22 protein-coding genes and 2 pseudogenes are annotated in these 23,338 nt (G+C 40.7%); 5 read left to right on the plus strand and 19 right to left on the minus strand.

The genetic code is table 11. The annotated features are described in order from the left end of the window. Positions 1-29 precede the first annotated feature (29 nt). The 13 genes and pseudogenes from ES017_RS07435 to ES017_RS07495 form a co-directional block, all read right to left on the minus strand. Positions 30-857, minus strand: a complete 828-nt coding sequence (locus ES017_RS07435; RefSeq protein ID WP_012576116.1) for an RpnC/YadD family protein — start codon at positions 855-857, stop codon at positions 30-32. Between the two features lie 181 nt (positions 858-1,038). Next, entirely contained in the window at positions 1,039-1,332 is a 294-nt protein-coding gene (locus ES017_RS07440) for a hypothetical protein (RefSeq protein ID WP_012576117.1), read from the minus strand. 60 nt (positions 1,333-1,392) lie between these two features. Further along, complete coding sequence (locus ES017_RS16105) at positions 1,393-1,602, minus strand: YegP family protein (RefSeq protein WP_019418136.1); 210 nt, start codon at positions 1,600-1,602, stop codon at positions 1,393-1,395. A 395-nt stretch (positions 1,603-1,997) separates the two neighbouring features. Then, positions 1,998-2,087: pseudogene (locus tag ES017_RS07450) on the minus strand (DNA repair protein RadC); the annotation flags it as partial. 181 nt (positions 2,088-2,268) lie between these two features. Beyond that, complete coding sequence (locus ES017_RS07455) at positions 2,269-2,679, minus strand: AbrB/MazE/SpoVT family DNA-binding domain-containing protein (RefSeq protein ID WP_216367471.1); 411 nt, start codon at positions 2,677-2,679, stop codon at positions 2,269-2,271. A gap of 96 nt (positions 2,680-2,775) precedes the next feature. Beyond that, positions 2,776-2,916 (minus strand): annotated as a pseudogene (locus tag ES017_RS16110) (JAB domain-containing protein); the annotation flags it as partial. Between the two features lie 426 nt (positions 2,917-3,342). Beyond that, positions 3,343-4,482, minus strand: coding sequence for a DUF3800 domain-containing protein (locus ES017_RS07465; protein WP_171334941.1), 1,140 nt, complete (start codon positions 4,480-4,482; stop codon positions 3,343-3,345). 289 nt (positions 4,483-4,771) lie between these two features. Further along, positions 4,772-5,212, minus strand: coding sequence for a hypothetical protein (locus tag ES017_RS07470; RefSeq protein ID WP_171334942.1), 441 nt, complete (start codon positions 5,210-5,212; stop codon positions 4,772-4,774). Positions 5,213-5,297: 85 nt separating this feature from the next. Further along, complete coding sequence (locus ES017_RS16115) at positions 5,298-5,507, minus strand: YegP family protein (protein ID WP_019418136.1); 210 nt, start codon at positions 5,505-5,507, stop codon at positions 5,298-5,300. Between the two features lie 76 nt (positions 5,508-5,583). Further along, positions 5,584-5,751, minus strand: a complete 168-nt coding sequence (locus tag ES017_RS07480) for a hypothetical protein (protein ID WP_020424582.1) — start codon at positions 5,749-5,751, stop codon at positions 5,584-5,586. Further along, positions 5,744-5,989 carry a hypothetical protein gene (locus tag ES017_RS16260; RefSeq protein WP_483296341.1) on the minus strand — a complete coding sequence of 82 codons (246 nt, stop codon included), beginning with the start codon at positions 5,987-5,989 and terminating at the stop codon, positions 5,744-5,746. Before ES017_RS16260 ends, ES017_RS07480 begins: the two co-directional genes overlap by 8 nt. A gap of 328 nt (positions 5,990-6,317) precedes the next feature. Continuing rightward, on the minus strand, positions 6,318-6,572 hold the full coding sequence (locus tag ES017_RS07490; RefSeq protein ID WP_483296342.1) for a hypothetical protein: 255 nt from the start codon (positions 6,570-6,572) through the stop codon (positions 6,318-6,320). A 228-nt stretch (positions 6,573-6,800) separates the two neighbouring features. After that, positions 6,801-9,692 carry an S-layer homology domain-containing protein gene (locus ES017_RS07495; protein ID WP_171334943.1) on the minus strand — a complete coding sequence of 964 codons (2,892 nt, stop codon included), beginning with the start codon at positions 9,690-9,692 and terminating at the stop codon, positions 6,801-6,803. A 376-nt stretch (positions 9,693-10,068) separates the two neighbouring features. Between ES017_RS07495 and ES017_RS07500 the strand changes: the two genes are divergently transcribed. After that, the gene (locus ES017_RS07500) at positions 10,069-11,034 is read left to right on the plus strand and encodes a C40 family peptidase (protein ID WP_171334944.1); all 966 of its coding nucleotides are present in this window, start codon (positions 10,069-10,071) and stop codon (positions 11,032-11,034) included. Between the two features lie 23 nt (positions 11,035-11,057). On the opposite strand, the gene ES017_RS07505 is transcribed toward ES017_RS07500, so the two are convergent. Both ES017_RS07505 and ES017_RS07510 read right to left on the minus strand, forming a co-directional pair. Then, a complete protein-coding gene (locus tag ES017_RS07505) occupies positions 11,058-12,641 on the minus strand; it encodes an S-layer homology domain-containing protein (RefSeq protein WP_216367472.1) in 1,584 nt (527 codons plus the stop codon). Between the two features lie 105 nt (positions 12,642-12,746). Further along, complete coding sequence (locus ES017_RS07510) at positions 12,747-16,187, minus strand: S8 family peptidase (RefSeq protein WP_075039197.1); 3,441 nt, start codon at positions 16,185-16,187, stop codon at positions 12,747-12,749. A gap of 236 nt (positions 16,188-16,423) precedes the next feature. On the opposite strand from ES017_RS07510, the gene secA2 reads away from it, so the two are divergent. Both secA2 and ES017_RS07520 read left to right on the plus strand, forming a co-directional pair. Continuing rightward, entirely contained in the window at positions 16,424-18,757 is a 2,334-nt protein-coding gene (gene secA2, locus ES017_RS07515; protein ID WP_075039196.1) for an accessory Sec system translocase SecA2, read from the plus strand. 16 nt (positions 18,758-18,773) lie between these two features. Continuing rightward, the gene (locus ES017_RS07520) at positions 18,774-19,643 is read left to right on the plus strand and encodes an accessory Sec system S-layer assembly protein (RefSeq protein WP_042535318.1); all 870 of its coding nucleotides are present in this window, start codon (positions 18,774-18,776) and stop codon (positions 19,641-19,643) included. Between the two features lie 182 nt (positions 19,644-19,825). Here ES017_RS07520 and ES017_RS07525 read toward each other — a convergent pair whose 3' ends face one another. Beyond that, positions 19,826-20,275: a hypothetical protein gene (locus ES017_RS07525; RefSeq protein ID WP_035063140.1), complete on the minus strand. Its 450-nt coding sequence runs from the start codon at positions 20,273-20,275 to the stop codon at positions 19,826-19,828. A gap of 188 nt (positions 20,276-20,463) precedes the next feature. Here ES017_RS07525 and ES017_RS07530 point away from each other — a divergent pair, with 188 nt between their 5' ends. After that, complete coding sequence (locus ES017_RS07530) at positions 20,464-20,880, plus strand: helix-turn-helix domain-containing protein (protein WP_235341143.1); 417 nt, start codon at positions 20,464-20,466, stop codon at positions 20,878-20,880. Between the two features lie 21 nt (positions 20,881-20,901). On the opposite strand, the gene ES017_RS07535 is transcribed toward ES017_RS07530, so the two are convergent. Next, positions 20,902-21,129 (minus strand): hypothetical protein, encoded by a 228-nt coding sequence (locus ES017_RS07535; protein ID WP_021094675.1) that lies wholly within the window; start codon positions 21,127-21,129, stop codon positions 20,902-20,904. 365 nt (positions 21,130-21,494) lie between these two features. Between ES017_RS07535 and ES017_RS07540 the strand changes: the two genes are divergently transcribed. Beyond that, a complete protein-coding gene (locus ES017_RS07540; RefSeq protein ID WP_042535316.1) occupies positions 21,495-21,902 on the plus strand; it encodes a YwpF-like family protein in 408 nt (135 codons plus the stop codon). Here ES017_RS07540 and ES017_RS07545 read toward each other — a convergent pair. Both ES017_RS07545 and ES017_RS07550 read right to left on the minus strand, forming a co-directional pair. Then, positions 21,899-22,408, minus strand: a complete 510-nt coding sequence (locus ES017_RS07545) for a class D sortase (protein WP_253263369.1) — start codon at positions 22,406-22,408, stop codon at positions 21,899-21,901. The genes ES017_RS07540 and ES017_RS07545 overlap by 4 nt on opposite strands. Beyond that, on the minus strand, positions 22,372-23,292 hold the full coding sequence (locus ES017_RS07550) for a processed acidic surface protein (protein ID WP_021094678.1): 921 nt from the start codon (positions 23,290-23,292) through the stop codon (positions 22,372-22,374). Before ES017_RS07550 ends, ES017_RS07545 begins: the two co-directional genes overlap by 37 nt. Positions 23,293-23,338: the final 46 nt, after the last annotated feature.

A 23,338-nucleotide genomic window follows, 5' to 3' on the forward strand; every position in this document is an offset into this window, starting at 1 on the left:
CACATTAACTGAATTTATATCGCAGTGCACTAGCACCGTTCCTTTAACTCCTCAATCTCCTCTACAGGAAGTTCCGTTAATTCGTGAATGGTGTGCACATCATATCCTTTGTCTAACATTCTTTTCGCAATATTTCGTTTCTCTTTCTTCTCATACGAAATCATTAATTCCAACACTTGTTCTTTTTCTTTTGTTTCCATTTCATTCACCTCGTTTCGCAACTGTTGTTCTTCCGCATCCGACAGCTTCACATATGTTTCAAAAAAGCCGATTAATAATCGCTGCTTTGCTTCGTCTAATTCCATGCGCACAATCATTCGTAAAAACTGCTTTTTTAACTCTACCCGTTCATTTTCAGTATACCCCATTTTGCTTAACAACGCAGCGGCGATTGGGTTGTCATGGCGAATGTAATCACGCCAGTTTTGGTTGCGCAACTCCACCGTTAAAAATCGAAAATGAAGCACATCGAAAAAAGGAAATTGGAGCGTAAACGATGAAGGTTCATGTCGGAGAGAATCATAGCTAAATACGGCAATTGGCAACATTCGCTTTCGGTATTTCTCAAACAAGCGGCTAAAGTAAATAAACATCCGATCAGGAAACGATGGCTGCACATAGCTTTGATTTTCGATATGGACGATAATGAGGCTATCCTCCCCTTTCAACTTCGTCTCAACAAGCAAATCCACGCGATACTTTTCCCCTGCCGTCACATCGGTAAACAGTTCCTCCGATAAAAACGCCACATGCTGAAAGTCGATATACTCATGCACATCCGGGAAAAAGAGAAGAAGAAACTCTTCAAAAAACGTCATAATCAACTCTTTAAACAACCGATCATGATCAATGGCCATATATGCACCTCGCTTTCAGTTTTGTTGTGTATTTTCGATAAAAATGGTGGTGTTCCTGCTTTGGGAATGAAAAACAGAGAGCCACTCAACAACTCTCTGTGTCTGTCAATCTTCGACAATCTTCGGGGCGTGACAGGCACATAGCCCAAAGATCCATCACTGTGATTCGCTACTTTAGGTATCAATCTGAATCAGAACACAGCAGGCATGATTGCCAGTAGCCGTGTTTCGGATGACTCACTTTCCCTTGTTTCTCCATACTTTTCAATACACCACTGACTGCATTACTTATAGAAGCATCTACATGATATCCCATTTTTAAAGCAACTTCTCTATCTATATCTTCCTTTTTCATTAGTCTATTGCTATTCTTCGACATTATTTGCTCTACAATTTGATAAACTGTTGGAGTATTTATTCCTTGAATAACGTCCCTTACTACTGTCATTTTATAAAGATGATTATTATTGGACACTTTTCATCCCCTCTTTTCATAGCACTAAGCATCGTTTCTTTTTTAGTCATCTGCGATCTTCTATGCAGTCTCGTCTTCCACATCCGCATCTGCGGCATATTTTTTCACAGCTTCAATTCCTTCTTTGCATTTCTGCTTAGTTACATATGTTTCACTAGTGGCAATAATCTCATTGTTAGGAGCTACCAAAACAAAATAATATTGCCCATCTCCACTTAACTTTATTTTAAATTTTGCGTTTCTTTTTACGTTTATTGAACCAAAAATCACTTCTCTCCCTCCTTCCGTAACCAAATGATTTCACTTACTTAACTAATAAGAGCGAGGTTCGGAAATGAAAAATTTTTTATTTCTCTTTTCTTACACCCTTGAACGGAGTGTTACTTGACGTTTTCACGTCCATAAAACGACCATCTTCGCCACGTTTCACCCATGAATCAGTCTTTGGATTGTACACTTGAGAACGATTCTTCACAGCGCCAATTCTGTAATTTTCTCCTGTATTCTTAGCCAACGAAACCATTCCTTTCTTCCCCAAACCTCACTTCGAACAAGCGATTCGACAGAAAACGAGAAAATCCTTCCATATATTCAACAGTATTTTTCGACAAATTTCGCAGGCATCATAGCGAAAATTTCCACACTAGCAACTTATACGCATCTTATGGCGACTGAACACGCCGCTCCCTGTACAACACACTCCCTTCCCGAATGAGCTTCAAGCTTACAATGTTCACACGCTTTGCTGGTTGCATTCGACTCCCTCCTAAAACAAAAATCGCCCCATTCCTTGAAGGGAATGAAGGCATTCAAAAGTATAATATATGTTTCAAATCATGTTTAATGCGAAAAAAAAGAAACAGAGAGCCACTCAACGACTCTCTGTCTCTATCAATCTTCGACAATCTTCGGGACATGACTGGCACGCTACTCAAGTCAAGACGAAAGAAACTTATCGGCAAACTCATTAAATTCTTCTACTTCATCGTATACTTTCATTACCGCTGGTGGCGCATTAACATATTGCCTTTGTAATATGACTTTACCACCTCTTGTTAATATTTCATTTGCCATATTGAAAATTTCCATTATCAGATCTCTTCTATTCAATACCAATAAGTCACTAAGTTTTGTAAAAGGGATAATAAAGTTCATTTTGAAAAAACTATCGATACTTAACTCAGGATTAACTGAATAAACATCTTTTTCAAATAAAATAGAACCATTTTTCTCTCTAAAAATGACCTTATCACCAATTTTAAGATCCAAATAATCGCTTACTTCTTTTGGTATTGTAATCTGTCGCTTTCCAGTAATAGTGGCAGAAGCAAACAAATCATTTTTCATTTTCTCACCTCCTTGATTAATCTTACTATAACATTTCATGTAAGGATTGTCAAGGATATTAAATAACGAGTTTACAACGTCTGTTCTCCCTTCCTCCACAATCCTCCTCATCACCTCAATGTCCTGTTGTGACATTGTCGGGTCGGTCAGCGGATGATTGTCCACCACGAAAACCAACGCCGCATTTACTAAAATCCCCAACCTTACCCAGTATACACGATGCTCGGGGCGTGACAAGCACGCATCCCACAGTACACAGGCACGTAACCAAATACTTGTTGATGCGAAAAAAGAAACAGAGAGCCACTCAATGACTCTCTGTTTCTATCAACCTTCGACAATCTTCGACGGGTGACAGGCACCCTACCCAACCTTAATCCTGTTGATAAGGGGAAGGGTTTACCAACCATTCCCCTTATCAACAGGCCACCAAACGAAGTGCGGTAGTAGGAGTTAAAATGTTTCTCCATTCTATGTGTCTATTTTCTTGACATAATACCATGATTATGATTCAATGCAGCGGGCTGGGAACTGGAATATTTGGACAGTGGGTGGTACCTATACGTAACTATTCAGCCACCTCATAGAGTAAACTGAATAGTTATGATTTCTCTATAACATCTATATATTCTATTTGTGTCTACGCCTCAATTGATCGTCTTGTTATTTTATAGCATTAGGAAAATCATCTTCTATTATTTTATGATAGTCAGTTACATATACTTTAGAGTTAGGATTAATCGACATTATAAACTTTCTATCAAAGTTATATGGTGCATACCAGTTCCATACTTTCACTTTTTCTTTTACAAATTCATCATGTATACAAACTAATTTTTTTATAATTTCTTTTTCAACTTTATTTAAACTTTTCATTGAATTCATGGCTTGAAAAGCTTTTGCAATGAATCCACACAACATATCAGAGGCTTGAATACACGGAGAAGATTTAGAATTTATCTCCTCAATTGAATCAATATGTGGAAAATTGCTCAACCATATTTTGTATTCATTTTTATAAACAAAAGGTTGTTCTTTTCTGAAAAAAATAGCTTGAATCTCATTAAAAATTGTAGAATACCCACGAAGTTTGTCGTGAATTATCTTTACAGTTGCACCTCTATTATTTAATAGTATCTCTATATTTCTAAGCATTTCTAGTAACATTGTTTGAGTTAAAGCAATTCTATTCTTCATCCTTCCTGTATCAGTTACAGTTTCAAACTCATCAATCATACTTAATAAATTTTCGTCACTTAAATCTTTCAAAGAATTAGCAACTTCCATATGATTACTACGCTCAAAGGATTTAATCAATTGATGCGAAATATTTCTAAGTTCTTTAATATTGATTGTTCCATTCTTTATTAATTCAGAGAATTGAAACAAAGTATCTTTAGATTCAAAAATACAATTAGCTAAAGCTTTTTTTAATTCAAATGGATGTGTTAAATATTCATTTACATTTGGGTTATAGGCACAATCGAAAAATGTTTCTACTATTTTTGCTGCAACCATAAACTCTTTATCAACAACCACAAATATCGGTAAAGCAGAAAATTTACATACCATTGAATTAAAAATTTCATTAATAATTTTATAACCATCATTTCTTTTTAAAATTTTATTGGATTTTAATTCTCCGCTTTGTTCTTTTTTAATAAACTCACTAATATAAGCATTTACATTATCTATCTTTTCGTTTGGAATTAACCAGCCACCATATACAAAAAAAGGCTGGTCTTTATTTAACCAATCTGTACCTGTATTACCACTCTCATCTATAAAAAATGTATATTCCATATAATCTCCTCCAAATAATTTAAAATTATATTTTCAAAATATACTCTTTTGTAACGTCTAACATATGCTCAGCATTTTTAGGCATATAACTCGGTGATTGACAAAAAATAACGTAGTCAAATTTTTCAACTGCTTGGAATCTTTTATTTCTATAGATTTGAAAAGGTATTTCTTCATCTACGTTTTTATGCGGAAAAGAAACAGCGGGCCATGAACGGCTCTCTGTTTCTATCAATCTTCGGGGCGTGACAGGCATACGATCTCCAGCACCTAGGTGAATAGTTACTTCTCATCTTTGAATATTTAATACTTTAGTAATCAAAAACATTGATTCCTTCAAGAAACATATTAACGCAATTATACTTAAAATAAGAACAAAAAAAATAATGATTAGACCTTCATGAATCATCTTTTCAAAATAAGAAAGTACTAATAGCATCAAATTAAAAATTACATAATAAAAAAACCCTCTAATTAATGTAACTAATTGCTTTTTCTGTTCACTCCCAAACTGACTTTTTTCCTTCAGTGCTACTACTATAGCTACTATTATACTTGCAAATCCAACTGATGCTGTTACACTGGCATTAACTATTGTATGAATAAAATTTCGAATAGTCTCCTCTTTTAAATTGGGAGTAGCCTGATAATGAAAAAATAAAATGAAAAAAGAAATAATATACGCGCCAACTATCGTATAAAATATCGCTTTATCAATTCTAGCGAACAAATTACATCCCCCCATTCCAATATCTATTTTTTGTAACATATTAATGAGTGCTATACATTCTCTCTTTTCAATAACCCACCATCTTCTATGCAGTCTCGTCTTCCACATCCGCATCTGCGGCATATTTTTTCACAGCTTCAATTCCTTCTTTGCATTTCTGCTTAGTTACATATGTTTCACTAGTGGCAATAATCTCATTGTTAGGAGCTACCAAAACAAAATAATATTGCCCATCTCCACTTAACTTTATTTTAAATTTTGCGTTTCTTTTTACGTTTATTGAACCAAAAATCACTTCTCTCCCTCCTTCCGTAACCAAATGATTTCACTTACTTAACTAATAAGAGCGAGGTTCGGAAATGAAAAATTTTTTATTTCTCTTTTCTTACACCCTTGAACGGAGTGTTACTTGACGTTTTCACGTCCATAAAACGACCATCTTCGCCACGTTTCACCCATGAATCAGTCTTTGGATTGTACACTTGAGAACGATTCTTCACAGCGCCAATTCTGTAATTTTCTCCTGTATTTTTAGCCAATGAAACCATTCCTTTCTTCCACAAACCTCACTTCGAACAAGCGATTCGACAGAAAATGAGAAAATCCTTCCATATATTCAAAGATATCTTTCGACAAATTTCGCAAGTATAGCGAACATTTCGATATCAGCAACTTATCCACATCCGCCGGCGACTGAACACGTCGCTCTTTGTACAACACACTCCCCTCCCGAACGAGCTTTACACTGACAATGTTGATGCGCTTTGCTGGTTGCATCCGACTCCCTCCTAAAATAAAAATCGCCCCCATTCCAAAGCGGAATGAAGGCGTTCAAAAGTATAATATATGTTTCAAATCATGTTTGATGCGAAAAAAGAAACAGAGAGCCACTCAATGACTCTCTGTCTCTACCAATCTTCGACAAACTTCGGGGCGTGACAGGCACGCATCCCCTATATTTCCTCCTTCTCGTCTTACCTACCTCTCCTCAGAACTCCATGGGGCTGTCAAGTGCTCTCCTTGACAGTTTCAGGGAGTTCTGAGACACTGAAAAAAGACGAGAAAAGGAAAGGAATCAGAACTGTTTCGCTCTGATTCCTTCGGGTTAACCGATTTTATATTGTCTACTTTTGGGATCGCAATGCACAGGCACCCTACCCCGGTCGGCTTCCACAAGAAACGGCTTCAGTAGCTTGTATGCATCCTCTGGCGATTTGATTTGCCGCTCCTTGTACAGCACGCTAGATTCACGAACGAGCTTCAGGCTGACAATGTTGACGCGCTTCGCTCGCTGCTTGGCAGACACCTCTCTTTCCAGCAACTCTAGCTGCTGGCGGTTGATGGTTTGATACTTGCTCATCTTGTTTCCCTCCTAAAATAGAAATAGCCTCAATTCCCCGAAAGGAATTGAGGCTTTATGACTTTAGGTTCAAAATCATAATATATATTTGAAATCAAGCTCGATACAGATATGGACAAAAAGAAAAGCCCCGCAGAGATTTCTCTCCAAAGGACCTTTCGCTATGATAGATACCTATAGCTAAAAAGAGTGACCATATTTAATGGTCACTCTTCAAAAGGTGCAATATTATTTTGTTAATGTTACAGAAACATCGCCCTTAACAGTTACACCGTTAACGTCTTTGATATCTCCGTCACCACCAGTAAGAGTTTTCACTGTTACTGTAGGAGAAGATGTTACTGTAGACCAGTTAGATGTTCCTGGATTTATAGTAATAACTAAATCTTTTCCAGATACAGATGCAGTATGTGTAGCATTGCCAGCCGTAAATGTAGTAGTGCCATTAGAGATTTGGATATCATCTAAGATATCAGCGACATCAGCAAATGAAGCGCTAATATTCTCATTAAATGTAAGTTTAAGGACGTTGCTTCCTACTAATGTTGCACTTTGTAACGTAGCTGGTGTGTTATCTTCCACCAATACAGTTCCAGATGTTGGAATTACCGTCTTACCAGAAGATGTTTGAACACCACTAACTGCTAAAACCGCATTTGCTCCTGTGCCAACTGCGCCAAAGTTAATTGAACCTTGTGGTAATTCGATAACTACTGTTCTGTTGGCTGCACCATTTTTGAAGTAGATATCGGTTCCACTTGGTAAAGCAGCTCCATCTAACTTATAGTTAGCAAGATTTAGTGCTGAGCTTGTAGTAACATCTTCACTGAATGTAACTTCAAAGATGTTGCGTTGACCTGCTTGAGTAGCGATTGTAGCAGTTAAATCAGTTGTAGTAGCAGCCTTAGAAACTGTTGTAGTAGCTACAGCATTATTATTAGTATGAGCATCTGCAATTGCACCAGCTTCTAAACGAACTGTATATGTTCCAGCTGGTAATTTACCTGAAACAAGGTCTGCAGTATTTGGAGTAATTACAAGGACTTTAGCGTCATCTCCAGTAGCTCCTTTGCGAACTGCAGAAGCAGCTGTATTCATCGCAACTCCATCTTTACGTAATACAATTTTAGCTGTGTCACCAGTATTAGCAATTTCTTCATCAAATGTTACTTCGATGTCTACACCGTTAGAAGCAATTTTCGCTGAAACTACTTGCGGACCAGTAGCATCTTTAGTCATAGTAATGCTTTGAGTTGTAGCAGCAAGTTTCTTACCGAATACATCTGTAATTACATCATTAGCAAATGTTAATGTTACAGCTTTTGAAGTTGCTGAGCTACCATAGAAATAGTTAGGTGCAGTATATGACCCGCTAAATGTTACAATAACAGTTTTATTAGAAGTATCAGTTGTATCAAGAGCAGCTGTTACATCGCCTGCAGCCACTACTGTGCCATCAATAATTGCAGTTAGGGCACCATCAATAGTAGCATCGTTACTAGCAAGAGATTTGTTGAATACTACTTTCACTTTGTTAGAGCTAATTTGTGTAACAGATGTTACTTGCAATGCAGATGCATCGTTAGTAAATGTTACATTACCATTATATGGGCTTAGAATATTTGATGCAGCATCAGTTGTTCCAGCTACATAGATAGAAGCTGTAGAGCCTGCAGCCACAGAAGATGGCTTAGTAAATTTAACTTTTGTTTGGTTAGTATTTGATACAAATACCACACCAGATACAGGTTCTCCATTTAAACGTACAACGTCTGGCACTCGTGTAACTGGCTCAGCAAATGTTACTTCTACCTCATTAGTAATTGTATTATAAACTACTTCTTTAACTGTTGGTGCAGTTTGGTCTTTTACAGTAAATGTGCCAGCATAAGCTGTAATTGCTTTACCTTCAGTAGTCTTAACAGCATCAGAAACTGTTACAGCATAAGTTCCTTCAAAATATTTAGAACTAGTAACATCAAGCGTTAATGTTAATGTTTTTCCGTCTTCACTTAAAGAAGCAGTAACTGTATCAGAAGTCGTATCTACGTTTTTGTTAGTATCTGTATCGTTTACTGTACGTTTTACCGTAATTACACCAGTATTAAGAGTTCCGGCCGTTACGTTAGAGAAAATTGTAGACTTATCAACAGCCTTGTTAAACTTAACTTCAATTTGTTTAGCGTTAATCGCACTTACACTTTCAACTTTCGGCGTTACAACTGGAACATCAACTTTCGCTTTGTCAGTTGTTTGACCTTTGTAAGATACGCTGTAAGATTTGCCTTCTTGTAATGCTGTTTTTGTTTTGATCACAACAACTGTTGTTTTCGCTTCAGCTGCTGCAGCAGCTTTAATTGATACAGATTCGATTTCAACGCCTTGGATGGCGAAGTCTTCTTTTTTCACTTCTTTCAATTCGCCGTTGAATGTTACTTCTAATGTTTTTTCGTCAACAAGTTTTACAGCTGCGATGTCTGCTGCTGAAACTTCTTTTTTCACTTCCATCGCACGAACGACGAATGAAGCGAATTGACCGCGTGTGACGCTTTGTTTTGGCATGAATTCTGTGTTTTTCGTTACGCCGTTTGCTTCTAATGTTTGGATGTATTCACGCGCCCATGCGCCTGCTTTGTCAAGGTCAGTTACTTTTGTTGTGTGGTTTGCAGGTTTTGTTAATTTGAACGCTTCAACAACAACTTTCGCCATTTGCTCGCGAGTGATTGTTGCGTTCGGGTTGAAGTTACCCTTCTCGTCTCCACCCATGACACCTGCAGCTTTCACGATCGCAACTGCTTCTGCTAATTCAGCGTTTCCTGCTGGAACGTCTGGGAAGCCTGCACCTTGCTCAGGAGCTTTTACGCCTGCATCTTTTAAAATGCGTGAGAAGATGATTGCAGCTTCACCACGTGTTAATGATTTGTTTGGTTTGAATGTACCGTCTGCATATCCTTTAATGTACCCTTTTGCTACTAATGTAGCGATGTCATCTGCATGCACGCTTCCTGCTACGTCTGTGAAAGAAGCCGCGCTTGCTACTGGTGCGATCGCTGAAGCAACAACTGCCGCAGAAACTGTACCAGCTAAAAATTTGCGATAAGACTTTGGTTGGTAAGCCATCGACATATTTCCTCCTTTTGTTTCTATTTCTATTTAAGTTCAGCTAAATTTAAGAGATATGTATGTTTTCTCTATCAAACTCTTAAACTTAGCGAGTGAACGACTACAAACTACATTATAATTTTTTCCATACATCGTGTCAACCATTTTTTGAACAGTTTTTCTTTGTTGGAATAACAAAACTTTTTCACATGTAGTCTTCCACCTATTCACCATTTTACCGAATGTTCGACTTTTTTCAATACCTATAAGCGTAACTTTTGACAAAAACTTTTGTTACATAACTGTAAAATTACCATTCTCCTATTTATGATACACTTGGAATAGTGTGAAAATGTCGAAATTGCAAGAACAATAGCGAAGTGAGGTGTATGTTGTGAGACGGTTCGTTTCAGCATTGCTTTTATTTTTCCTCTTCCCTTCCTTCGCCTATGCAAGCGATAGCTATGATCGGCTCGTTCCACTTGCGAAAAAATATGTCGGGGTGCCGTATCAATTCGGGGGGAGTTCAGAAAAAGGATTTGACTGTTCCGGATTTACGAGACATGTAATGAGTGGACTAGGCGTCACGTTAGCGCGCACGACAGCGGAGCAGTATAAGCAAGGAAGTGCGGTGAAAAAAGAAGACTTGCGCATAGGGGATCTCGTCTTTTTTGAGACGTATAAAAAAGGTCCGTCGCATGCCGGGATTTATATTGGCGACAACCAATTTATTCATGCCAGTTCATCCAAAGGAATTATCGTCACGTCGTTAGATGATTCCTATTATAAGAAACGATACATAGGAGCAAGACGCGTACTTGCATACGCACAGGACGCAGGGAAATTTCAAGATGTCGGAAACGATTTTTGGGCAAATAAAGAAATTGAAACGTTAGGCAAAAAAGAAATTGTGCTCGGATATGCAAAAAGCTACTTTAAGCCAGATGAAACGATGACGCGTGCAGAAGCGGCAGGAGTGATTGCTACATATTTCAATTTCGATATGAACAATCGCAAAGAAACGTTTACAGACGTACCGAGCGATCATTGGGCGGTTGGCGCAATCAACGCGCTTGTGAAAGAAAATATCGTGAGTAAAAACGACAAGTCATTTCAACCGGATGAACCGTTGACGCGGGAACAGCTTGCCATGTGGTTTGCGGAGGCATGGAAGTTAAAGCGCGGAGCAGATGTCCCATTTACTGACGTCAAAGAAACGGACGCGGCATATGATGCGATTGAAAAGCTCGTTGCATCGGGCATCGCGAACGGGTACGAAGACGGAACGTTCCGTCCGAAAGAAACGGTCACACGCGCACAATTTGCGGTGTTTTTCTACCGTGCGATGAACGCAAAATAGCGAGGAAGGACAAGCCTTCCTCGCTATTTTTTATCAAGCGTCCGTTTTAAAAAAAGGGCAAACTGTCCGCGCGTCACGACGTCGTTCGGACGATACGGATTGTTGATCGTAATGCCGTTGTAAAAAAGCGTATCGATCGCCCGATATGCCCAATGAGAAGGAGGCACATCGAAAAACGATTGATTCGTTGTCGGTTGTTCGTACACATCAGCATACACTCTCGTTAAAATCGTTGCCATTTGGGCGCGGGTCATATAATCGTTCGGATATAGCTTTCCGTTATATCCGGTCAGCAATCCATATGCCTCAGCAATCGCCATCTCTTTATACCACGGATCCGTCGGTTTGACATCTTTCGCCTTGATGACATACCCTTCAGGCAGCGTCAACTTTAAATCGCGAATAAGCATAAGGGCAGCATGACGGCGAGATATTCGTTCGTTCGGGCGATACGTTCCGTCCGGGAATCCTGAGATAATCCCGCGCTCATATAACAGCCGTGCAGCTTCTTGCAACTCCTCCCCGACGACGTCTGGAAAAAGTGGAGGGGTAGAAAGAAGCGAATCGATCGCTCCATACGATACACGCAACGTCGCTGAACCGCGATTAAATCCTTTTGTTGTCGGCTGAACGACACGAAATAATGCCGTATCGACAATCGTTGAGCGAAATAGCCAAGAAACTTGATTATTCAGCTTTGCTCCATCATATGTCGTTTCGTTTATCCCTTTTGGCACACTCCCGATATAAACAGAAGCATAGCGCCCTTGTCCATCTTGTGCGTTCAAGTATGCTGTTGTATCGGCATATGTGTAAAGCTTTAGCGAATACACGTTATTTTTTACCGTATAGTTTGTCAGCAGTAATGAAAGCGGAGGTAGCGGCTCGTACGGAGCACCAATATAATTTTTCCAATACGTTTGAAGCGCTTGAAGCTCAAATGGCGTCGGAAGTTGGGCGTTCATTTGCATATGCCCTTTTAGCGCATTCGGTGACCCAAATAGCTGCACATAATCTTCAGCTAATATTTCAGGCATATACCATTCATATTTTCCACTCCCGTCAGCATGAACGGACGGATAGCGAAACAACTGGCGCGCAGCGGCATACTGCGACTGTAGCCATTCGTTCGGTCGGCGCTGTTCTTTATTTAACAAATAATAATAAGTGAAATGATGCCCATACTCGTGCGCTAACGTCGTCGCCATCTCCTCAACCGTCGTCCATTCGTTTCCACCGTATAAGTGAATGTACCGATTTGGCAATAAAGCAAGCTTTGGGCTAAGTTGATATTGCGCAAAATATTGTCCAAGCACGTTTCGTCCTGCGGGGTAATCAGGAAAAATTTTTACACTTCCTAACAAGGAAAGCTCGACACCATGTTTGTTTTTTAGAAGCTCTTTCTCAAGTTCGGCAAGCTTCGTTTCGTTCCAATATGTGCTGTAACTTTCAAACGTCACTCCACTCGTTCCTTTATAGCGCGCAATAAGCGGATAATAATCTTCGTACGCTTGCGCTTTTGCTTTATTTGTTAAATCAACGACATTAGCATGAACTGGATGTTGAAAAAACAATAAAAAAAAGAACGTAAGCCATATGAATCGCATGTGATTCACCTCGTTGTCTATGAATCTATATTTATTTTAACACGATCGGTTGCACGATGCGTATAGAAAAAGAGAAAGGTTGCCTGCAGGCAACCTTCCTTTCATCTATTTCTTTGTAATAGAGAGCGTGTATGGCTTAGCATTTGGACGAGCGAGCGATTCTTCGATGACGATATAGTACGTTCCTTTTTTCAACGAAAGCGTACCGATTTCTGCATCGCCGTCACCGTAATAGTCGTACGTTTGGATGAGGCGTCCTTTTGCATCGAAAATGGACATGACGCCATCCATCGTGCCCGGTACTTCGAGCTTTAATGTAAATGCACCGTCTTTTTCAACGACAAATTTGTACGCGTCTTTATCTCCATAGTCAACGATGTTCATGTATCCCGTTGCTTCATACGTATTTCCTTTTTTATAAAGAGAAAGTGGCTTCGATGGTACGTTGTTTTTCAAGACAGACGATGCGTCTTCATCTTTTTTGTTGAACGATTGAATACCAAAGTTGTAAGACTGAAGCGATAGTCCATCAAACATAAATGAGTTAGCAACAAAGAAATATCCGACATTTTTCTTCGCGCGGAACGATCCGTGTACGTCATATAACGGGCTCCATCCACTCGGGAAAAACGTGACAGCTTTGCCGTATTCGTCTTCGTCAATCGTCATATTGCCGTTCGTATCTTCAACGACGGAGATAATCGGAACTAATGTGCCGCGCAATCGTTTCGGCAGCGACGCATTTGGCTTACTTGGCTGTGCAAAAAGCGTCAACAGTTCGGTCGCTTGGCGATGTTTATAGTAGTAGTAATCGACATCGTTCGGAAGTACGAAGTTTCCTGTTTTCGTTTCATTGACGTTCACAACCGTTGCCTGAATTGGCTCGTTATTTTTCTCATTTTTATCTTTCGGTACATCGATTAATTTTTTCGACGCAATGCTGTACGGTTCAGCGACCGGTTGATAATAGTCGTTTTGCACCGACATGTAATACGTTTTTCCTTCTTCCAAAATGAGCGTCCAATCTGTTTGTTTTTTGCCTGTCATCCAATCAAACGGCAAAAAACTGTCTACATGTACGAGGTCGTCTTTTTTCTCATCGTATTCAAATAATGTAGCTGAAGGCATCATATCTTCAGGTGTCGCAAACGAAAACTCGTACACTGCCGTTGTCGGGACAGTAAATCGGTAAAAGTCTTGATCCCCACTAAATTGAATGAACGCTTCTGTTTTGTCCCCAATATTGTAAGGACGGGCATTTTCTTTAATTTGTCGTACTTGTTCTTTATCGAAATAACTCCAACTTCCATCATCGATAATGACAGCGATGTCGTTCGGTTTGCGCATTTGTTCTTTTATTTTTTCAGCTTGTTCCACAGCCCCATTCTCCGATTGCATCGGCTCACGTGCTGGGAAGTTGTCTTCATCAGCTGGAAGCGTCACGACTTCTGCACGAAGCTCATATGGAATTGCTGAACCCGTTAACTGTTTTACTTGATTGCTTGACATCGCCATATCAAACATCATTGGATAAAATCCGCCCATTGGTTCGCTGGAAGCTTCAACGACATATGGCACGCCCGGCTGCGCCTCAAACGTGAGCGTTTCTCCTTTACTTATGCCATTATTGTTTCCATATGCAGTCGGGAATGTGATTTCTTTATATTTCGCGTCTGGATTAACAGGGCGATATAGCTCATCAGCGAAATAAATGTTTAATGATGAATCGATCCCTGGAACAGGCGACAATGTAAACTTCACCGTCGTTGGCTCTGTTACGGTAAAAAGGAAATAGTCACGGTCGCTTTCCGTTGCATCTTTTTCAGGAACAAACGTTAAGTTTTCTGCAACAAACGGCAACTGTTCAATAATAGCTGGATTTTCTTTTGTGATCCCATCGTCCGCAAGTTCTGTAAACGACTGTACGGCTAACGTATATGTTGACTTTCCTTGCAAGCTGTAGTTGCCGTTCGCATCTGTGACGCCGATCGCAAGCACGCCTGATTGTTTTGCCGTAAATAGTTTCGCTTCCATTTCGCCTGCACGACCATCATTCACTTGAATCGGCTTGTCAGACGCTGTTTTTCCTTCTGGGTAAAAACGGAATACGAGCTTATAGTCGTATGATTGGGCTCCTTCGAGCAACGCTTGCACGCTTTCACCTTGTTGAACGTTCACCTTCACCCAATGCATTTCCTCTGGCTTTGTGAACGAACCTGTTTTCACGTACGGTTCTTTCGCATCAATGACTGGCGCTTTCGCTAAAATCGTTTCATCGTTCCACTTTTCTTTTTGCGGCACGTTTTTGATGTTATATTGCAATGCTGCCACTGGATTGACTAAACCGTTGCCGTACGTTAAATCGTATCCTTTTTCCCCTAAATCTGTCGCCGTACGTTCTAATATCCATTCGACTTGATACGGCTTTAAATTCGGATATTTCGATAAAAGAAGTGACGCAACGCCTGCCACAACTGGCGAAGCCATTGACGTTCCACTTAACTCGGCAAACGAAGATCCTTTCGTGTAGTCATAAATTGGGCTGTACACGTCCACACCCGGTGCCACAATGTCTACAGACGGACCGTAGTTTGAAAACTCAGCAAGTTTATTTTTGCTGTCGGTCGCCCCGACGCTAATGACGCCTTCGTATGAAGCTGGGATGGAGTACATATCTGTCGCTTCGTTTCCTGCTGCTGCAACGACCGTAATCCCTGCGTCAATCGCTTTTTGAACGGCTTCTTCTAAAATTGGGGAGCTAAAATAGCCGCCAAGGCTCATGTTAATGACTTTTGCCCCTTTTTCAATCGCATATAAAATGCCTTGGGCAATCGTATAATCGCTTGCCCCCCATCCCCCACCAAATACGTCAATTGGCAAAATGTTGACGTTTGGGTTGACGCCGTGCGCTCCAACACCGTTGTTGGCGTTCGCACCGATAATGCCAGCAACATGCGTTCCGTGCACATCTTTGATCGGCGCCCCTGCGGGATTGATCGCGTTGTAAGCTGGAAGGAGACGCCCTTTGAACTCAGGATGTTTCGTGTCCATTCCTGTGTCGATGACAGCAACCGTCACACTAGACTTCCCAGCAAGTTTTAACGCCTTATCGATGTTTAAAAGCGATAATAAATACATATGATCTGCTTTCGGATCAGCTGAACCGAGCCGTTTGTATGTAAAACTTGGTGTCACACGTTTGACAGCTTTTAATTTTGCGTAATTTTTTATCACTTGCTGCATCTCTTTTCCTTTTTGCACGGTGACGACATCATAGCCTAATTGCGGAAACGACTGCTTTAATGTCGCTCCTAAACTGCGATGAACAGCAGCCGGAATTTTCTCGCTGTACTTGACAATCAGCGTGTCGGTGCTCACTTGGTCTTGCGCCTCGTCAAACCGTTTGTAAGCAAGAGACGTTTGCCCTTTTGTCACTTGTTTTTTCCATTGCGCTATTGGCGGTTCCGTCGACGCTTGAGCGACTGTTGGCACGATCAGTGCGGAAGCCAAGCTAACAGATAATGCGGTCTTCTTCCATTTTTTCATAAAAGTCCTCCTTCAAAAGAATGTAACATACATGTTCGCCCTCAAAAGCAAATACACCTACTAAAACGAAAAAAAGACAAAAAAGTTTCATATTTTGATAATTTTTTCTAACAATCTTACAATATCACCCAAGCACAAAAAAGTAAAGAAATATTTTCCGGGTCGTGAAACATTTTGGGAACAATGGTATACTGTACGTTGAAACGATTTGATTTACAACGAAGGAGAAGGTTCCGATGTTATCTTACATAAAAAAGTTCGTAAACAGCGATGAACGGAAACTAAAAAACTATTATAAAACGGTGGCACGCATGAATGCGCTTGAACCAGAGTTTGAAAAAATGACGGATGAACAATTAAAAGCAAAAACAGAGGAGTTCAAACGTCGTCTACAAAATGGAGAAACCGTATTTGATATACAAGTTGAAGCGTTTGCGACTGTTCGTGAAGCGTCAAAACGCGTGCTTGGCATGCGCCATTTTGACGTTCAGCTCATTGGTGGGCTTGTGCTTGCGGAAGGAAATATTGCGGAGATGGCAACAGGGGAAGGAAAAACGCTCGTCGCTTCCGCCCCAAGTTATTTGCGCGCACTTGAAGGAAAAGGAGTGCACGTCATTACCGTAAACGACTATTTAGCAAAACGCGACCGTGATTTAATCGGAAAAATTCATGAGTTTTTAGGGCTCACTGTCGGCCTAAACTTGCCACACATGTCACCTGAAGAAAAACAAGCCGCATATCAAGCCGACATTACATACGGTGTCGGCAATGAGTTTGGCTTCGACTATTTGCGCGATCATATGGCATACAGTGTCGCCGATCGTGTCCAACGCCCGTTTCATTATGCGATTATTGATGAAGTTGATAGCGTATTAATTGACGAAGCGAAAACTCCTCTCATTATCGCAGGGAAAACAGGTGTCAGCTCGGAGTTAAGCTATTTATGCGCGCGCATCGTAAAACATTTCGTCCGCGATGAAGATTATGAATACGACGAAGAAACGAAAACAGTGAATTTAACAGAACGAGGCATTGAAAAAATTGAAAAAGGATTCGGCATCGACAATTTATATGACCTTGAACATCAAGTGTTGTACCATTACGTCATTCAAGCGTTGCGCGCATACGTCATGTTTACACGCGATGTCGACTATATCGTGAAAGACGGGAAAGTGTTGTTAATCGACATGTTCACCGGTCGTCCGATGGAAGGGCGCAGTTTAAGCAACGGGCTTCATCAAGCGATTGAAGCAAAAGAAGGATTGGAGTTAACGGAAGAAAATAAAATTCAAGCGTCTATCACAATCCAAAACTATTTTCGCCTTTATCCGATTTTATCAGGAATGACAGGAACAGCGAAAACAGAAGAAAAAGAGTTTCAAACGTTGTATGGAATGGATGTCGTCCAAATTCCAACAAACCGTCCTGTCATTCGTCAAGACTTGCCGGATCGCGTCTTTGCGACAGTCGAAGCGAAATATAAAGCAGTCGCCAAAGAAGCGAAGCGCGTTCATGCGACAGGGCAACCGATGCTCATCGGAACGACGTCCATTTTACAGTCGGAAAAAGTGGCGCAATATTTAGCGGAAGAAGGGTTGCCGTTTCAATTGTTAAACGCCAAAAGCGTCGAACAAGAAGTCGAACTCATTTCTCGTGCCGGTCAAAAAGGACAAATTACGATTGCGACAAATATGGCGGGACGCGGAACAGATATTATGCTCGGTGAAGGAGTGGCAGAGCTTAGCGGATTGTACGTCCTCGGTACCGAACGCCATGAAAGCCGACGCATTGATAATCAATTAAAAGGACGCGCAGGCCGTCAAGGCGATCCGGGGCGCTCGCAATTTTTCATTTCGCTTGAAGATGACATGTTCCGTCGCTTCGCGAAAGAAGAGCTAGAAAAATTGAAAAAATCACTACAAGTAAACGAAGAAGGCGAAGTATTAAACAAAGACGTTCATGAATTTGTCAACCGTGTGCAGCGCATTTGTGAGGGAAGCAATTTCTCTGTGCGAGAATATAACTTAAAGCTAGACGATGTACTTAACGAGCAGCGTCGGACGATTTATACGCTACGCAATCGCGTGCTCGAACAAGAGGACGCCGTCACAATTGTCGCAAGTATGATCCCTGCGTTTCTTGAAAGAGAAATGGCTTATACATGTCCAGAAGATGTTATTCCAGAGCAATGGGATCTCGCTCGTCTCGCTGAAACGATCCACCTTGTGACAAATGAACAAGTGACGTTCACAGGGGTAGTGGAACGAAAAGAAGTAGAAACGATCGTACAACAAGCGATTTCGGCATGGAAAAGACGCCTCGAAACGTTACAATATACAAAAGAACATCAACAGGCGTTAAAACGTGCCATGCTTTCACTCATCGATTTTCACTGGACAAAACATTTAGAAGCAATGGAGTTATTAAAGGAAGGAATTGGGTTGCGCTATTACGGACAAGAGGATCCGATGCGCCAATATGCAAAAGAAGGGTTGGAGCTCTTTATAGTCATGTATCACCGATTAGAAAAAGATGTTTCCCAACAACTTGCCCAGCTCATCTTACAATAAGAAAGGAGATGGAACAATGTTTCCATTTTTCAAAAAGAAAAAACAAGGGGAAGATAGTACCATTCAAGCTGGTCAGTTATTTGACGGAGCAGATGAACAACAAGATGAAGACGTGCACACGACATTATCCATTCACCCAATGATGTCGCTGACGACAGAACAAAAATATTATTTTCAATACGTTAATAACGAATTGCCGCCGTTGAAAAAAAATCAAGTATCGTTATCCGGTGTGGAATGGAAAAAGGAAGGCGATCATTACGTTGTTACAGCATTTGTTCGCAACAGTTTGGACCAGCCTATTCGTTTTGACCATATGCCGTTATTGTTCATTGGGCCAGACGGAAAAGTGGTTGGAAGAAAAGTATTTCCAATGAGTGAACTTGGCGATATTCCGCCAAAAAGTAGCCGTCCGTGGCGATTTGTATTTACAACAAGTGACTTATACACAGAAAACATTCCTGAAACGGGATGGAAGTTAGCGTTTGAGTTAAAGAAGCCACATCGATTAGATTTAGAAGAAAGTTGGCAGCAGCATTTAAAAGAAGAAGACAAGCAAAAACTTGAGCAACTCGTGCGCTCCCTTACTCCACCAAAGCAAGGCGAGGTAAACGTCATGGGGTTGCAAGCGCTCATCAACAACGAAGGGAATTTAGTCGTCACCCTACTCATTCGTAACGGTAGTGATAAAAACATTACGTTTGAGCAAATGCCATTAATCGTCGAAGATGCATCGGGGGATGTTATCGCCCGCGGGGCATTTACGTTACAACTAGAAGTAAAAGCAAACACAAGCAAGCCATGGACATTTATTTTTCCAAAATCTCTTTTACAAAAAGACGAATTTGACTTTTCCACGTGGCGTGCCTACATTCCACAATCATAAAAGAAAAAGAGCTGATGTTGTCATCAGCTCTTTTTCTTTGCCTCTGGCCACCAACCGCTCTCTATCGTAAACAGAAGGAAATAGTACTACAGTTATATTTTAGCATCATTTTTTATGTTTAACAAACATATTTTTTGTTTTTTCGTATGATTTTTTTCTCCTCTTTCACCTCTTACACGAAACTAAAATAAACAATAACGAATTTTCTGCCCAGAACGAATGGAAACTGAGCGGACTGTACATAGGATGGCCCGTTCTTCAGCAGCTGTGAGGTCGTTCATCGGTGCGGGGATGTAGCGCTTCTCGAGGTCATTCCAACGTTTGACGCATACTTGCAACTTCCCTTTTCCAAACAAAAGCGTCACGACAATCATTAGTTGATCGTCTATCGTTTTAAAAAATAAAAATACATCATCTTTTGTTGTACATGTAATCATGCGATAGCGAATTGGTTCCAGCGGCAACTTTTCGATCGGTGAGATAAACTGAAGTGAATCAGAAAAGTGAATTGGTTCAATTGTTCGGGACTCATGAAAAGGAGGATACGGTTTCTCTTTAATAAGCACTTCACACGTTTTTCCTCCCCTTTTTGTTTGATGAACAATGAAATTCGAAAAATAAATATTCACAATTCATCCTCTCCTTCAAGTTTTTCCAATGTATATTTTTACATTTAAAGAATATTCAATCAACTTTTTTCGACAAAGAACTTGTTGATTTTTGTTCTATTTTTGAACATTTTAATTTTTGTTCTTAAAAAGAGCAAAACATCCCTTGTTCTTCTTCTATTGTAAAAAGAAAAAAGGGAATTTGGTGGAACATGATGTTACAACATATGAGCGAACAAATTAAACGTTTGCGCAAAGCAAACCATTGGACGCAAGAGCAGCTGGCGCAACGGCTAAACGTATCTCGTTCAAAAGTGAGCAAATGGGAAAACGGCGAGGTGCTCCCTGATTTAAAATCGATCATTGACATGAGCGATTTGTTTCGTGTGAGCGTTGATTTTTTACTTGGCAAACATCCGACAGATGAACAACTGCTGCAAGAAGTCAAACTCGCGTACGGAACGAATGAGATGGATGAAGAACGACTCGCGCTTATTCGTTATATCAATGAACAGCGTGAGCTCGCAAAGCGTCTATATGCGTTGCAATCATTGCCTTCGCATAAGCGAAAACGAGTGGAAGAAGTAGTCATAAAAATGATTGATGAAATGATTGAAGCATTGAAATAAAAAAAAGGGGCTTTTTGCCCTTTATTCAATGCCAATTAATTTTTTTAACCGATACACGTCAGCCTCTGTTTGCCATTGTTTTTGCGCATGCAATTCAAATTTATCGTGCAGCTTGTCCACTTTTGTTTCTAACTTTCCGATGCGCACATGCAGCTCTTTTATTTCTTGTTTCAAACTTTCCATCTCTGCGCGCATTTCACGCACTTCATACAGCAATTCTTTTACGGCTTGTAAAACTTGGCTTTCCATTTTCTATTCACCCCTTTCTCCCCCCCTAGCATATCACTCCCATCATAGACGGTCAATTGAAAAAAAGAGGCTAGCAAGGGGGGCTAGCCAAACTGTGAGGGAGCAGTAAGAGGACGCATTTTGGAAGGAAATGAGAGGAATCGGTTTTGCATCACCTCCTCGACTCATATGATACGGGAAGGAAAAAATAATGTAAAATTTCGATTTTTCAATTTTTAAGCGATTTTTTTCGTTTTTTTGCCGTTTTTCGGCCGTTTTTGACGAAAAAAGTGCTTGAAAATTCAATTTTCACTTTTTCTTTTCTTTTTTTGTTGTATGTTGTTCGTATGATATAATGGAAATAACTACTGTTGCGAGGTGGTTTTGTGAAAACATTTAAGCTCGTTGCGCTCACGCTATTACATGAGCAAAAACAAGACATTCCGCTCATTGACGGTTTAATGATTAATAAAGAAGATGAAAATAAACGATGGCTCGTTGAAGCGTATATCGAGCAAACATATCGCGAGTTGTTTACATCGTTAAAAGAAAACGGAACGACGTTTGATGCACTCGTCACGATTTCACGAACAACGAACGATCCCGCCCACGTCCGTGCCACCGTCCGTTCGGTGACGTTGATGGGTGAACGAATAAGCGTATTAATGGATGCGACAATTGTGAAACGCTCCAATTTAGCTGAAGTCGTATTAGAAGATTTAGTTCAACGCGGACTGCACGGCGAAACGCTTCTACAACAATTTAAACAACAAATGCATACAAAAAAAGGCTAACGTTTTTGTTTCGCCACGACGACATACCGTTTCGGAGCATCCCCGATCCAGCGAAACGGATAGCATGTAATTAACGTCAACGTCGGATGTGCCTTTGGAACGAGCACCGTTTGATCGTCAGGACGAACGATGCGAATATGTTGCACGACATACGTCCACGTTTTGTCGTTCGTCCGCACGATCAGCTCATCGCCTAATTGAATGTCACCGAGCTGGCGAAATACCGTATCGCGATGCCCTGCTAGAATGGTATGGTTTCCCTCCCCTGGGAGCGCGCTTCGTTCATCATGTGCGACTCCCTTATCCAATTGTTCCATCCCTTCGTAAATCGGCGTATATATGTTTCGTTTCGGAATGAAAAGCGTCCCGATCGCATCATGCGGTTGTTCACTCTGTTGCACTGCTTCATACGCCCGATGCCAACCGAGCGCATTTGCCCAAATGAAAGATGCCCCAAAAAGAAACAACGCTATCGCAACGGCTCGCATCGTTTTCCCTTCCTCCATAACACGAAACTTCCTAACAAAAAGCAAACGCCGATGATGATGTTCATTCCGTACGAAGAAGCTGTTTTTGGCATGCGCGCAACGAGCAAGCCGCTTTCTAAATCGAGCGCCATCATACCGATATGTGCGAGTTGTTCGCTTACATCAATAAACGTACTTTCATTCATTCGTTCGCGCGGAATGTACACATCCGCAACAAAATTCCCTTTCTCATCGTACCATTCCATCACGACAGGGGCATGAACGGTTTGTAATTGTTCAAACGAAATTGGTGTTCGTCCTTGTTCGTTGACTTCATATACTTTTGCTTGAAGCCGATAAAGTGAGAGCCATTCGTTCCAAAAATGGAGCACCGTTTCTCGCTCTTGTTTTGTTAACGGTGTGGATGGATCACGCAAGACGAGCGTTTGCATTTGTTCGTCGAGACGTTCAAATGTTTGTTTTGCAGACAGAGGGGTACGTTCAAATAAGCGACGAATTTCATCTTCCGTTAGCCCAATCGTCGCTAACATATCTGTCATCGCTTGCATCGTATCGTAACGGTCGCGGTAAAACGATAACGCATAATTTAAATCTTCGACGAACGTATAATGTTGCAGTTGTTCACCGAACTGCCCGAGAAGCGCTTCCGCTTCTTCTCTCGTCATATCGTACCGTAACAACAACGCATCGAGACGTTCAGGCGTGATCGGGGTACCGAGCTGCTTTTTTAACGCATCAAGCGATGAAAAATCGTGAATCGTCATATTCCATTTCGCCAAATAACGCGTCAAATCTTCCATCGTCCACCCGATGTCTTGTACATACTGTTTTACTGCTTCTTCATATGTCGCTGCTTGCACTGGTGTGGCGAATAAAAAAAGAAATAACCATAGCACGCGCATCTTTTTTCCTCCCTTATGTGTGCTATGGTTATTTTGTTCGATTATT

This window comes from Anoxybacillus sp. EFIL, assembly GCF_013096955.1.
Lineage (GTDB): Bacteria > Bacillota > Bacilli > Bacillales > Anoxybacillaceae > Anoxybacillus > Anoxybacillus ayderensis.